The sequence below is a fragment of the Pseudomonas sp. 10B238 genome (assembly GCF_000970615.1).
Taxonomy (GTDB): domain Bacteria; phylum Pseudomonadota; class Gammaproteobacteria; order Pseudomonadales; family Pseudomonadaceae; genus Stutzerimonas.
On sequence record NZ_KQ033936.1, the window covers coordinates 151,915 to 164,900 of the forward strand.

A 12,986-nucleotide genomic window follows, 5' to 3' on the forward strand; every position below is an offset into this window, starting at 1 on the left:
TGCCGGTTCGTTGCGCTCAGGAAGCAAAGCAAGCGCGCAATAAAAAGCCCCGCCAGTGCGGCGGGGCTTTTATCAAACGACTCTGTGCGCAGCGGAGTCGCGTCAAACCTCAGCTCAGGCGTTCTGGCGAATACCGGCCACCAGCCAAGGCTGGTTCTCGCCCTGTGCACGCTCCATGCGCCAGCTTTCGCTGAACGGCTCGCCCTGGTCGAAGCGTGAGTTCTTCGACACGCCTACGAAGGTCAGGGTGGCGACGGTCTTGTCGGCCTGATCATCCACGCCATCGAGCTGAATCTGCAGGTCGTCAACGTAGGTGGATTGATAGGCGTCGCCGATCTCGGCACGTTCGCGCTGGAGGAATTCGAACAGCTGCGGCGTGACGAACTCGCTGATCTTGTCCATCTCGTTGGCATCCCAGTGCTGCTGCAGCGAGAGGAAATGTTCGCGAGCGGCCGCCACGAAGTTCTGCTCGTTGAACCAGGCCGGCGCGTTGATCACCGGTGCGGCAGCCGGACGTGCAGCGCTGGCGCCGCCGAAAATCGATTGCTGGGCAGGCATTTCGCGCTGCATCGGTGCGTTTCCGTGTCCAGCCATGGCCGGTTGCTGCTGGCGACGACGCGCCGCAAGGAATCGGAACAACAGGAAGGCGATGCCGCCGAAGATCAGGATGTCCATGAACTGGATGCCTTCGAAGCCATCTCCCATGAACATCGAAGCCAACAGGCCACCTGCGGCGAGACCGGCCAGCGGGCCGAGCCAACGCGACGCGCCACTGGCAGCTGCGGGAGTTTGACGGCCAGCCTGGTTGGGCGCCGCTTGAGTTTGTTGGGGTGCCTGGCGAGTCTGATGGCTGGGCGCCGAGCCGAAGCTCTTGCCGCCGCCGAAGCGCTTGGCGTGGACGTCAAGGCTGAAGGTCAGGCTGATACACAGCGCCATGAATATGCTGAGCACACGTTGCATTTGGTATTCCTGAGTAATGAACAAACTGAGCGGATGGTGCACGGCCCGGCGCGGGCGCGCCAGTTGTAGAGTGTTTCGGGCTTTTGCTTCGTTGCGCTTGCCGGCTCACCGACAAGCGCAACGGATCGTCTGACTCAACGCCAGTTGTACAGCTCTTTCTCGGAGATTTCATGCATCGGCTTGACCTGCGCCTGGAAGGCCTTCATCGAGGCCCAGATGCGGCCATTCAGCTCGCTTTGTGCGGCCAGTTCGCCGAGGACGACGTCGGACTGCTCGCGCATGGCGTTCAGCACCTCGTCAGGGAAGCGCTTGAGTTGCGTACCTTGTTGCTTGAGCTGCTCGAGCGCCATGGCGTTGTTATAAACGTAATCGTCGATCATGTCGCGGCTGGCGGCACCGGCCGCCTCGGTGAGGATGGCGCGCAAGTCGTCCGGCAGGGTCTCGAGCGCCTTCTGGTTGATCAACAGCTCCAGCACAGCCTGGGGTTCCTGCCAGCCGGGGTAGTAGTAGTACTTGGCGGCCTTGTGCAGACCAAAGGCGAGGTCGTTGTACGGGCTGACCCAGTCGGTGGCATCGATCGCGCCGGTTTGTAGCGCGGTGAACACTTCGCCGCCAGGCATGTTGACGGTGGTCGCGCCGAGACGGGTCAGCACTTCGCCGCCCAGGCCTGGGGTGCGGATCTTCAGGCCCTGCAGGTCCTGCAGCGAGTTGATTTCCTTGTTGAACCAACCGCCCATCTGCATGCCGGTGTTACCCACGACCATCGGCTTGACGCCGTAGGGTGCGTAGGCTTCGTCCCAGAACGCCTGGCCGCCGCCGCGGGTCAGCCAGGCGTTCATTTCGCTGGTCGACAGGCCGAACGGTACCGAGGTGAAGAATTGCGCGGTGGGCACCTTGCCCTTCCAGTAGTAGGCCGCGCCATGGCCTAGCTCGGCGGTACCGCGCGAGACGGCATCGAACACTTCGAGCGGAGGGACCAGCTCACCGCCAGCGTAGACCTTGATGGTCAACCGGCCGTCGCTCATGGTGTTGACGCGGTCGGCCAGGCGCTGGGCGGCAGTGCCCAGGCCCGGGTAGTTCTTCGGCCAGGCGGTGACCATTTTCCAGTTGTAGGTCTCGGGTGCTTCGCTGGCGGCGGCCTTCGGCTCGGCGGAGGGTTCGACTTTCTTTTCGTCGTTGCAGCCTGCGAGGCTGAGGGAGGCAAGCAGGGCAGCGGCGGCACCAAACAAGTGACGGCGTTTCATGAATGGCTATTTCCTTTGGCGAATTTTATTAGTATCGGTATAGGTTGACGTAAACGTCATAGCGGTTCCAGTTTGGCATAACTGAGCATCAACCACTTGCTTCCTTCACTTTCGAAATTCACCTGCACCCGCGCTTGGGCGCCGGAGCCTTCGAAGTTGAGGATGGTGCCTTCGCCAAACAGCGAATGGCGGACGCGCTGACCGAGGTTGAACGGGGTATCCGGCACATTGGCGCCGTCGAACAGCGAGCCGCCACCCATGCCGCGTGTGTTGAAGCTGCGGCTGACTGTATTGCTCAGACGGACTTCGCTGATCAGCGCTGGCGGCAATTCGCGGATGAAGCGCGAGATTTTATTGTAGGTCTCGCTCCCGTAGAGCCGACGGGTTTCTGCGTAGGTGACGATCAGCTGCTGCATGGCGCGGGTGATGCCGACGTAGGCCAGGCGGCGCTCCTCTTCCAAGCGGCCCGGTTCTTCCAGGCTCATCTTGTGCGGGAACAGGCCTTCTTCCATGCCGACCAGGAACACCAACGGAAACTCCAGGCCCTTGGCGCTGTGCAGGGTCATCAGCTGCACGCTGTCTTCGTGGTCGCCGGCCTGCTGTTCGCCGGCCTCCAGCGAGGCGTGATCGAGGAAGGCGGCGAGCGGGGTTTGCTCGTCTTCCTGATCTTCGCTGTAATTGTCGAAAGCACGCGCAGCGGAGACCAGTTCTTCGAGGTTCTCCACTCGTGCCTGAGCCTTCTCGCCTTTTTCGTCACGATGGTAGGCCAGCAGCCCGGACTGCTCGATGACCAGCTGCGCCATGTTGTGCAGCTGCATGCCCTCGACTTTAAGGGCGAGGGTGTCGATCAACTCGACAAAGCCGTTCAGCGCGCTCGCCGCACGGCCCGACACCACCTTGGTGCCGACCGCCTGATGCAGCGCGGCCCACATCGAGCTTTCCTGCTGCCGGGCCAGCTGGCGAAGGCATTCGACAGTCTTCTCGCCGATGCCACGGGCCGGCACGTTGATTACCCGCTCCAGCGCCGCATCGTTGTCCCGTGCCTGAATCAGGCGCAGGTAGGCCATGGCGTTCTTGATCTCGGCGCGCTCGAAGAAGCGCTGGCCGCCATAGATGCGGTAGGGGATGCGTTCACGCAGCAAGGCTTCTTCGAGTACCCGCGACTGGGCGTTGGAGCGATAGAGGATGGCGATCTCGCTGCGGCTCATGCCGTCGCGGATCGCTTTCTCGATGCTCTCGACCACGTAGCGCGCTTCGTCGTGCTCGTTGAACGCGGCATACAGGCTGATCGGCTCGCCTTCGCAGCCTTCGGTCCACAGTTCCTTGCCCAGACGGCCTTGGTTGTTGGCGATCAGCGCGTTGGCGGCCTTGAGGATGCAGGCGGTGGAGCGGTAGTTCTGTTCCAGGCGGATGGTTACGGCGTCCTGGAAGTCTTCGCTGAACTGGTGCAGGTTTTCGACCCGTGCGCCGCGCCAGCCGTAGATCGACTGGTCATCGTCGCCGACCACCATCAGGCTGTCGCCGCCCTTTGCCAGCAAACGCAACCAGGCGTACTGAACGGCGTTGGTGTCTTGGAACTCGTCCACCAGGATGTGGCGGAAGCGGCGCTGGTAATGATCGAGCAGGCCTGGGTTGTCGCGCCACAGATCCAGCGCGCGCAACAGCAGCTCGGAAAAATCGATGACGCCGGCGCGGGCGCAGGCTTCTTCGTAGGCCTGGTAGATGCTCAGCATCGTCGCCAGAAACAGGTCGCCGCTGGGCTGGATGTGCTTGGGCCGCAGACCTTCGTCCTTCTGTCCGTTGATCCACCACTGGGCCTGGCGAGCCGGCCAGCGCTGCTCGTCGAGACCGAGCTCGCGGATCACACGCTTGACCAGGCGTTGCTGGTCGTCCGAATCGAGGATCTGGAAGTTCTGCGCCAGCTTCGCTTCCTGCCAGTGAGCACGCAGCAAGCGGTGCGCAAGGCCGTGGAAGGTGCCGACCCACATGCCCTGCGGGTTGACCTTCATCAGCTGCTCGATGCGCTGGCGCATCTCGGCCGCAGCCTTGTTGGTAAAGGTAACTGAAAGGATCGAGTGCAAAGATGCGCGCTCGACCTGGTGCAGCCAGGCGATGCGGTGCACCAATACGCGGGTCTTGCCCGAGCCGGCACCGGCAAGGACCAATTGACGACCCAGCGGCGCGGCCACGGCCTGGCGCTGGGCATCGTTGAGGGAGTTCAGGAGGAGAGAGAGATCGTCATGCATGGGCGCCATTCTAGCCGGAAATCCGGCCGACCCGCTCGTGCAACGGACGGGCGCCAGTCAAGCCATGGGCAGACAGAGGGCTTGGTTGGGGGAGGACAGAAACCGCGCCGGGAGCCGGGGCGGGTTGTGTCATCGACCTGTTGAAAATCCACCTGATCGATACCAGCGTATCGTCATCCACGGTCTTTGGTCGGAGAGACGATGACCAGACGCTAGCGTCGTGCCATTATCGAGGCGTGCTAAATGCACACCTATCGCTCCAGACATCCATTACAAGAACAACCCGATGACCGATTCCGCACAAGCCAATCCGTCGGCGTCAATGGCCATGGAGGACCACGCCGCTTTCAACCTTGCAGAGACTGATCAGCGGGCCGAGCGCACGCGGCTGCTCTATGAGGGCTCGCGGCTCGCACTGCTGCTGATGATCATCACCAGCCTGGTATTCCCCGCCGTACTCTGGGCGGAAGGACCGAAGCTGCAATTGGCGATTTGGTCGGGTGTGACCTTTGCAATCGCCCTGCTGAGGCTGCAGCAGACGCGCAGCTTCGCCAAGGCTAGCGCCGAGGAGCAGCAGCATCCCCGCTGGTATCGATCCTTCCTGATGGCCAGTGTCGCCAGCGCGGTGACCCTGGACTACGCCATCATCGAGCTGGCCCTAGACGGGCCGTTCCTGCAACAAACGGTACTGCTCGGTTCGCTTGCCTCGGTGTTTTTTGCCGGCTGCGTGGCCTGCGGCGTATCGCTCCGCGCGTTCGGCGCCTTTGCCATCCCAGGGCTGCTTCCCGCTGCGGCGGTGCTGTTAAGCAGCGGCGAGCCCCATCTGCAGGGTTGGGGGCTGCTGGCGGCAATCGTGCTGCTGACGCTGAGCATGATTGCCTGGCAAATGAACCGACTGGTGACGGCCAGCCTGGCGCAACGCCTGCACAACCAGTTGCTGATACGGCGATTGCAACGCATGCGGGGTGAAGCCACCGAGCTGAATGGCGAGCTGGCCCGTGAGGTCGAGCAGCGGCGCCATGCCGAGGGCCGGATGCGAGAAGCCTTCGACGGGCTCGAACGGCGGGTGATTGAGCGCACTGCCGCGCTGCGTGAAAGCGAGGCTCGCTTGAGCCTGGCGCTGGAAGCCAGTGAGCTGGGCATGTGGGACTGGGACATGGCCAACGGCGAGGTCCATCACTCGAGGATGGACGTGGTTTTTGGTGTCGGCCTGAGTGATCGACTGCTGCTGGCCGAGCAGCAGCGTCCCGAAGTGCATCCCGAAGACGGCCCGCGTGTACGCCAGGATATGATCGACCACCTGAAGGGCAAGACCGAAAGCTATGCCGTGCAATACCGGGCCATGCTCAACGACGGCAGTTCGATTTGGATCGAAGACCGCGGGCGTGTCACCGAGCGCGATGCTAACGGCCGGGCCTTACGCATGATCGGCACCCGGCGAGACATCAGCGAGAGCCATCGTCAGGCCGAACAATTGCGGTTAGCGGCCACGGTGTTCGAGGCGGCAGGTGAGGGCATGGCGATCATGGATCCTGAATTCCACCTGCTGGCAGTCAACCAGGCCTGCTGCACATTGTCCGGTTTCAGCCGAGAAGAACTGATCGGAAGAAGTGTCGCCCTGCTGGCGAGTTCCGAGGACAGCCGCCAGCAATATTCGGCTATTCGCGAAAGCCTGACACAGCACGGTATCTGGCAAGGCGAGCTGATCGAGACCCGCAAGAATGGCGAGGTCTACCCGCAATGGGCACAGATGCGAGTGGTGCACGACCGGCACGGCAATGTCACCAACGTGGTCGCGTTCGTTTCCGATCTCAGCGTCAGACGCCAGGTCGAGGAACGTCTGCGTTACCTGACCCACTTCGACGAGCTCACCGGGCTGGCCAATCGCAGCTTGCTCAAGGAGCGTCTGCACAGCGCCTGCGAGCGTAGCCGTTGCAGCAATCGCGGGCTGGCGGTTTTGTATATCGATTTGGACCGTTTCAAGACGCTCAATGAAAGCCTTGGGCACGAGGCGGCTGATCAGCTGTTGCGTGAGGTCTCCCGCCGTCTGTCCCACACGCTGTCGGACGCCGACACCATTGCCCGTTTGTCCGGTGACGAGTTCGTGGTGGTGCTCGAAGGTTACGGCAGCCTTGCCAGCCTGGCGCACAGCGGCAGCCGCTTGCTGTCGCGCATCAGCAAACCCATTCGGCTCGACGATCAGGAACTGGTCATCACCGCGTCCATCGGCGTCAGCTTGATGCCAGACAACTCGCGCGAGGCGACCTCGCTGCTGTTGCAGGCGAATATGGCCATGCAACATGCCAAACATCTCGGCGGCAACACCCTGCAGTTCTTCACCGAGCGCTTGCAGGTGTCGAGCCTGGAAAATCTCAAGCTGGAGAACCAACTGCGTCGCGCACTCGAGGAAGGCCAGCTGGAAGTCTTCTATCAACCGCGACTGAACGTGGCGGAAGACAGCCTGGATGCGGCCGAAGCACTGGTGCGCTGGCGGCATCCGCAGAAAGGCCTGATCGCGCCAGGCTTTTTCATTCCCCTGGCCGAAGAAACCGGGCTGATCATCCCGCTGGGTGAGTTTGTTCTGCGCGAAGCCTGCCGGCAGGCGCGTCAGTGGCAACTCGATGGACTGGCCGCCATTCGGGTGTCGGTGAACCTGTCCGTCAAACAGTTGCGCCAAGGCAATTTCGTCAGCCTGGTGCGACAGGTACTGGAGGAGACCGGGTTGCCCGCCGACCGGCTCGAGCTGGAACTGACCGAAAGTCAGCTGCTCGATGATATCGACAACGCGATCAACATCAGCCGCCAATTACGCGCGCTGGGCGTGAAGCTGGCAATCGATGACTTCGGCACCGGCTACTCCTCGCTCAGCTACCTCAAGCGCTTCCCGGTGGATTACGTGAAGATCGATCGCTCGTTCATTTCCGAACTGGATCAGGTCGGAGAAGATTCAGCCATCGTCCGGGCCATCATCGCCATGGTCCATAGCCTGGAGCTGAAGGTCGTCGCCGAGGGCGTCGAAACCCAGGCACAGGCGGATTTCCTCAAGGCCCACGGTTGCGACGAGATGCAGGGCTACCTGATCAGCCGCCCGGTGCCGGCAGATGAGTTCGTGAAGCTATTGGTCTGAGGACTGCTTCGTAGGGTGGGCTTCAGCCCACCAGCGGTTAGGGTGGCGTAGCCCAAGCGGTGGGCTGAAGCCCACCCTACAAGGATCTAGCTGTTAGCCGCGGGTGGTGGTGCCTTCCAGTTCGCGCATCAGCAATGCATGCTGAAGGTCGACATGTTCCGGCACCGGCAGGTGGAGTACGTGACCGTCTCCGGGCGCCACATCGACACGTTCGCCGCGCTTGTTTTCCAGTGCCTCCAGGCGGAAATTCAGGTTGCCCTGCGGCGTCATCAACTCCAGGCGATCGCCGACGGCGAAGCGGTTCTTGACGATCACTTCGGCCAGCCCGTTGCGCCGTTCGCCGGTCAGCTCGCCGACGAACTGCTGGCGCTCCGACAGCGAAAAGCCTCGCTCATAGTTCTGGTATTCGTCATGCACGTGACGACGCAGGAAGCCTTCGGTGTAGCCGCGGTGCGCGAGCGATTCCAAGGTGTCCATCAGTGACTTGTCGAAGGGTCTGCCTGCGACCGCATCGTCGATGGTCTTGCGATAGACCTGGGCGGTGCGCGCCACGTAATAGTGGGATTTGGTCCGGCCTTCGATCTTCAGCGAATGCACGCCCATCTGCACCAGCCGCTCGACATGCTGGACGGCGCGCAAGTCCTTGGAATTCATGATGTAGGTGCCGTGCTCGTCCTCGAATGCTTCCATCATTTCGCCAGGACGGCTGCTGTCTTCGAGCAGGAAGACCTGATCGGTCGGCGCGCCGGCACCCAGGGTCGGCTGGATGGCGCCTGCTCCAAGCTGCTGCACGGGGATCGGCTGATACTGCTGGACGATATTGCCCAGCTCGTCTTCCTTGCCTTCGTGCGCCTTGTATTCCCAGCGGCAGGCGTTGGTGCAGGAACCCTGGTTGGGGTCGCGCTTGTTGATGTAGCCGGAGAGCAGGCAGCGCCCGGAATAGGCCATGCACAGCGCGCCGTGAACGAAGACCTCCAGCTCCATGCCCGGCACCTTTTCACGGATCTCGCCGATCTCTTCCAGCGACAGCTCGCGCGAGAGGATGGCGCGGGTGAGGCCCTGCTGACGCCAGAACTCGACGCTGGCCCAGTTCACCGCGTTGGCCTGTACCGACAGGTGAATGGTCATCTGGGGGAAGTGCTGGCGAACCAGCATGATCAGACCGGGGTCGGACATGATCAGCGCATCCGGCCCCATGGCGACCACCGGCTCGAGATCCTTGATGAAGGTGCGCAGCTTGGCGTTGTGCGGCGCGATGTTGACCACCACATAGAACTGCTTGCCCTGGGCATGCGCCTCGTCGATGCCCAGGCGCAGGTTAGCGTGGTCGAATTCGTTGTTGCGCACGCGCAGGCTGTAGCGCGGCTGCCCGGCGTAGACCGCGTCGGCGCCGTAGGCAAAGGCGTAGCGCATGGATTTCAGGGTGCCGGCGGGGGACAGCAGTTCGGTGCGAGGGTGGGTCATGGTGCGGTGGCTCTGTATACCAGCAGAAAGTGTGCGGATTCTACTGAGTTGGCCGGCGCTTTTCGCCCCGTCAGATCAAGCCGATGGAGAACTCCTGAGGCTGACCCCAGTCACTCATAGACAGGGCTTGAGTCGAGCGTACCGAGTTCCGATGCAAGCCAACCCGTTATCAGCCGGAGGCCCATCGTGAGCAAACACCCCGTCGATGCCAGAGGTAGTCTGATCGCGACGAGCTTTTTCGGGATTGGTTTGATGGCCGCCATCGACGAGATCGTCTTTCACCAGATCCTCGCCTGGCACCATTTCTTCGACCGATCCACACAAACCGTCGGGCTGATATCTGACGGTCTGTTGCATTCAGCCGAGCTGCTGATGCTGGCCGCCGGCTTTTACCTGTTCGTGCAGCTGAGCAGCCGCCGCGCGGTGTCGCGCTTGCACGCCTGGGCCGGTTTGTTTCTTGGCGCAGGCGGCTTTCAGCTGTTCGATGGGATCGTCGATCACAAGATTCTGCGGCTTCATCAGGTGCGCTACGTGGACAACCTTCTGCTCTACGACCTGGCGTGGAATGCCTTTGGCGCGCTGCTGCTGGCGATAGGCTTCATGATCTGGCGGACAGCTCGGTCATCCCTTGCCTCGTTGCAAGGGGGCCGGTAGCCGGTGGCCCACGATACTCATCTACTCACCCTGGCTGGCACCTCGCTGCTGGTCTTGCTGACGCTGGCCCTCTGGTTTGCGTATGTTCTCGGTGTACGCGCGCAACGGCGGCGTCGAAAGACTTGGCATTGCTGGCGCACCGTCAGTTTCAGTCTGGGGTGCGGGCTTCTGGTGGCCGCGTTTTCGCCGTTTATGGTCGAGTGGGGCCATGCAGACCTGCGCGGGCACATGGCGCAGCATCTTCTGCTCGGCATGTTCGCGCCCATTGCGATGATGCTCGGCTCGCCGGGCACGCTGCTGTTGCGCAGTGTGCCGGTCGTGACCGCCCGGCGGATTACCGAGTTTGCGGGCAGCGTGCCGGTGCGCTGCCTGAGCCATCCGGTGACCGCACTGATGTTGAATGTCGGCGCGCTGTACATCCTCTATCTCACGCCGCTGTACCAGCTGAGCTTTAGCGAACCCGTCCTGCATGTATGGTTGCACCTGCACTTCGTACTGGCGGGCTATCTTTTCAGCTGGTCGATTGCCGGGCCGGACCCCGCGCCGCATCGTCCCGGCATGTGGTTGCGGCTGATCGTATTGTTCGTGGCCATTGCCGCTCATGCCGTGCTGGGCAAGCTCATGTATGCCTACGGCTTTCCGCGCGACGCCGGCCACGACCTGGCGGAAATCGAAGCGGCTGCACAATTGATGTATTACGGCGGCGATTTCGCCGAGCTGTTGCTGGCATTGGTGTTTTTCGCCACCTGGTATCGGCGGCGCAAGCTGGCCGGGTCTGCCAGCGACGGCGGACAGCAAACCGCCGACCCTGGCTAGAGCCAAGGCCGGCGGTCAGGTGCAGCCGTAGCTTAGGCTGCGGCGATCACATCACCGTGGTTTTCCGGCTCGATCAGCGCGCGGTGCAGGGCCGCGACGGCGTCGTCGTAGTCTTCCTCGTTGACCACACACTGCATCTCGACCTGGCGGATCGACTGATGCACCGCCTGGATGCTGATACCGGCACCGGCCAGGGCCGCAACGGTCTTGGCGAGGATGCCTTTGACCTTGAGGTCGGAGCCGATCGCCGAGACGATGGCGACGTTGTGCACGGTAACTTCCGCAGCCGGATACTTCTCCTCGATCAGTCGCGCGGCGCGGTTGATCAGCTTGCGCGAGCCCGACGCGTAGTAGGTGATGCTGTTGGCGTCGGAGTCCTTGTTCACCACGTAGAGGCGCAGCTGCTTGAGCAGCTTGCTGATCTCGATGTCGTAGCCCACGTCCCCGAGCATGTCCTGATCGAACACCTCGATACCGAAGACGTCCTTGCGCCCGGCGATGATCTCGACGCAGGGCCGCTCGCTCTTGTAGTCCTGGCTGATGAGCGTACCGGCGTGTTCCGGCTCGAAGGCGTTCTTGATGCGCAGCTCGATGCCGGCGCGGCGCAGTGTCTTGGCGGCACGTGGATGGATCGCTTCCATGCCCAGGTTCGACAACTGGTCGGCTACGTCATAGTTGGTACGGCCGATGGTGACCACCTTGTCCGCTCCGACCAGGTTCGGGTCGGCGCTGGAGAGGTGGAATTCCTTGTGGATGATCGCTTCACGGGCGCCGGTAGCAGCGGCAATCTGCGCAAAGGTGATCTCGCTGTAGCCGCGGTCGAAGGTGTTCATCAGGCCTTCGCTGCAGTGCGTGTAGCCTGTGGCAACCACCAGTTCGCGGGACAGGTCCACATCTTCGAAGCTGTGGCGCACCATCTCATCGAAGGGCAGCGGTGCATCGCGGTGCCAGCCGGTGAGGTCGACCATCTTCGCATTGATGCCGCGGTGCTTGAGCGCCAGCACCGAGTTGAAGGCGCTGTGCGCTTCACCGAGGGAGGCGAGCATCTCGCGCACCTTCATCAAGTGCTCGTCGAGCTGGAAATGGCCGTAGGCACAGAGGCGCTGAAGACTGCTCATGCACTCGCGGGCATCGTCGATGCGCGAGTTGATGAACTGGTTGGCGGCACGCAGCTCGAAGTCGCTGGCGAACAGCTCAGCGTTCTTGCCGAGCATGCGCTCGCGGACGATGTCCAGTGCATCGAGCCAGGCGCCCTCGTTGCGAGCGTCGGCGAAGCGTTGGTAGACGCCGGGTTCGCCAGTCTTCTTGTGTTCCAGCAGCAGGTTGGTCATGCCGCTGTAGGCCGAAACGACGAAGACGCGCTGATAGAGCTCGTCGCCTTCGCGTCCGCCGATAAAGATATTGTCCAGTAGCTCGTCAAAGCGGCTCATGGATGTGCCGCCGATTTTTTCTACGGTATGCATCGATTCAACTTCCCGTCTTGGGGGTGAATTTTCATCCCTGGGCCGCCTCTCGGCCGCCAACAAAGAACAGGCCCGGTAGTCGGGCCTGATCGGGTACGTCAGAGATACTTTTGCTTCTGGATCTGCAAGGGCTCGAAATTCTCGCGTTCACCGACGAAGGCCGGACGTGGCGAGAGGCCGCAGAACGGCGCCTGCGCGGCATTATCTACATGGTTGTAGACATAGAACAGGTTGCTGCGCGCGCTGGGTGTAATGTTGCTGTTGGAGCCATGCATGGTGTTGCAATCGAAGAACACCACGCTGCCCGCCGGGCCTGTAGCGGTCTCGATGCCATAACGGTCCGCCAGCTGGGTCAGGCTGTCGTGATCCGGTACACCGAACTCCTGCTTGCGCAGGGACTTCTGGTAGTGGTTCTCCGGTGTCGCACCAACGCAGCGGATGTAGTGCTTGTGTGATCCCGGCACCAGCATCAGCGGGCCGTTGTGCGGCTCATTGTCGGTGAGCAGGATCGAGCAGCTCAGGGTGCGCATGCGCGGCAGGCCGTCTTCGACGTGCCAGGTTTCGAAATCGGAGTGCCAGTAGAACTCCTTGCCGGTGAAGCCGGGTTTGAAGTTCATCCGCGACTGGTGCACATAAATGTCACCACCGAGGATGAAGCTGGCGATAGCGGCAATGCGCTCGTCGCTGGCGACACGGGCAAACAACGGATTGTCGGCGTGGATGGCGAACACCGAGCGGATTGCGCCGCTGTCGGGTTCCTTGATGGTCTTGCCGGACTCGGCAACGGCCGGGTCCTGACGCATGCGGTCGAGTTCTTCGCGGAATACCGCGACTTCCTCGGCGCTGAACAGATTGGGGATGACCAGATAGCCGTCACGCTCGAAGCGTTCGATCATCTCTGGTGCGATCGGGGCGTTGGCCAGGTCACTGCGGTAGACGACCGGGTCCATACGCTCTTGCCAGCTAGGTTCGTCGTGCTGGCGCGAAGGGTACAGGTCGGCTTGCACGGGGT

Annotated in this window: 9 protein-coding genes; 3 read left to right on the plus strand and 6 right to left on the minus strand. The window is 62.1% G+C overall.

Translation table 11 applies throughout. The features are described 5' to 3' along the window. Positions 1 to 114: 114 nt before the first annotated feature. The 3 genes from RT21_RS16080 to uvrD all read right to left on the minus strand — a co-directional run bounded on the left by RT21_RS16080 (position 115) and on the right by uvrD (position 4,450). Complete coding sequence (locus RT21_RS16080) at positions 115 to 960, minus strand: Tim44 domain-containing protein (protein WP_046163515.1); 846 nt, start codon at positions 958 to 960, stop codon at positions 115 to 117. 134 nt (positions 961 to 1,094) lie between these two features. Beyond that, positions 1,095 to 2,204 (minus strand): TRAP transporter substrate-binding protein, encoded by a 1,110-nt coding sequence (locus tag RT21_RS16085; RefSeq protein ID WP_046163516.1) that lies wholly within the window; start codon positions 2,202 to 2,204, stop codon positions 1,095 to 1,097. A 56-nt stretch (positions 2,205 to 2,260) separates the two neighbouring features. Then, positions 2,261 to 4,450 carry a DNA helicase II gene (gene uvrD, locus RT21_RS16090; RefSeq protein ID WP_046163582.1) on the minus strand — a complete coding sequence of 730 codons (2,190 nt, stop codon included), beginning with the start codon at positions 4,448 to 4,450 and terminating at the stop codon, positions 2,261 to 2,263. 286 nt (positions 4,451 to 4,736) lie between these two features. Between uvrD and RT21_RS16095 the strand changes: the two genes are divergently transcribed. After that, entirely contained in the window at positions 4,737 to 7,577 is a 2,841-nt protein-coding gene (locus RT21_RS16095; protein WP_046163517.1) for a putative bifunctional diguanylate cyclase/phosphodiesterase, read from the plus strand. Between the two features lie 93 nt (positions 7,578 to 7,670). Here the strand turns inward: RT21_RS16095 and yegQ are convergent, their stop codons facing one another. Then, on the minus strand, positions 7,671 to 9,041 hold the full coding sequence (gene yegQ, locus RT21_RS16100) for a prephenate-dependent tRNA uridine(34) hydroxylase TrhP (RefSeq protein ID WP_046163518.1): 1,371 nt from the start codon (positions 9,039 to 9,041) through the stop codon (positions 7,671 to 7,673). A 186-nt stretch (positions 9,042 to 9,227) separates the two neighbouring features. Here yegQ and RT21_RS16105 point away from each other — a divergent pair, with 186 nt between their 5' ends. Together RT21_RS16105 and RT21_RS16110 are read left to right on the plus strand one after the other, a co-directional pair. After that, a complete protein-coding gene (locus tag RT21_RS16105; protein ID WP_046163519.1) occupies positions 9,228 to 9,695 on the plus strand; it encodes a DUF2243 domain-containing protein in 468 nt (155 codons plus the stop codon). Between the two features lie 3 nt (positions 9,696 to 9,698). Further along, positions 9,699 to 10,511 (plus strand): cytochrome c oxidase assembly protein, encoded by an 813-nt coding sequence (locus tag RT21_RS16110; RefSeq protein WP_052724757.1) that lies wholly within the window; start codon positions 9,699 to 9,701, stop codon positions 10,509 to 10,511. Between the two features lie 32 nt (positions 10,512 to 10,543). Here the strand turns inward: RT21_RS16110 and RT21_RS16115 are convergent, their stop codons facing one another. Both RT21_RS16115 and thpD read right to left on the minus strand, forming a co-directional pair. Beyond that, positions 10,544 to 11,974, minus strand: coding sequence for an aspartate kinase (locus tag RT21_RS16115; protein WP_046163520.1), 1,431 nt, complete (start codon positions 11,972 to 11,974; stop codon positions 10,544 to 10,546). A gap of 98 nt (positions 11,975 to 12,072) precedes the next feature. Further along, positions 12,073 to 12,981, minus strand: a complete 909-nt coding sequence (thpD, locus tag RT21_RS16120; RefSeq protein WP_046163584.1) for an ectoine hydroxylase — start codon at positions 12,979 to 12,981, stop codon at positions 12,073 to 12,075. Positions 12,982 to 12,986 lie beyond the last annotated feature (5 nt).

Excerpts from the sequence above, each read along its gene's own strand:
- RT21_RS16080 (WP_046163515.1), bottom strand. The coding sequence starts at position 960 with ATGCAACGTGTGCTCAGCATATTCATGGCGCTGTGTATCAGCCTGACC.
- RT21_RS16095 (WP_046163517.1), top strand. The coding sequence starts at position 4,737 with ATGACCGATTCCGCACAAGCCAATCCGTCGGCGTCAATGGCCATGGAG.
- RT21_RS16115 (WP_046163520.1), bottom strand. The coding sequence starts at position 11,974 with ATGCATACCGTAGAAAAAATCGGCGGCACATCCATGAGCCGCTTTGAC.
- uvrD (WP_046163582.1), bottom strand. The coding sequence starts at position 4,450 with ATGCATGACGATCTCTCTCTCCTCCTGAACTCCCTCAACGATGCCCAG.
- yegQ (WP_046163518.1), bottom strand. The coding sequence starts at position 9,041 with ATGACCCACCCTCGCACCGAACTGCTGTCCCCCGCCGGCACCCTGAAA.
- RT21_RS16085 (WP_046163516.1), bottom strand. The coding sequence starts at position 2,204 with ATGAAACGCCGTCACTTGTTTGGTGCCGCCGCTGCCCTGCTTGCCTCC.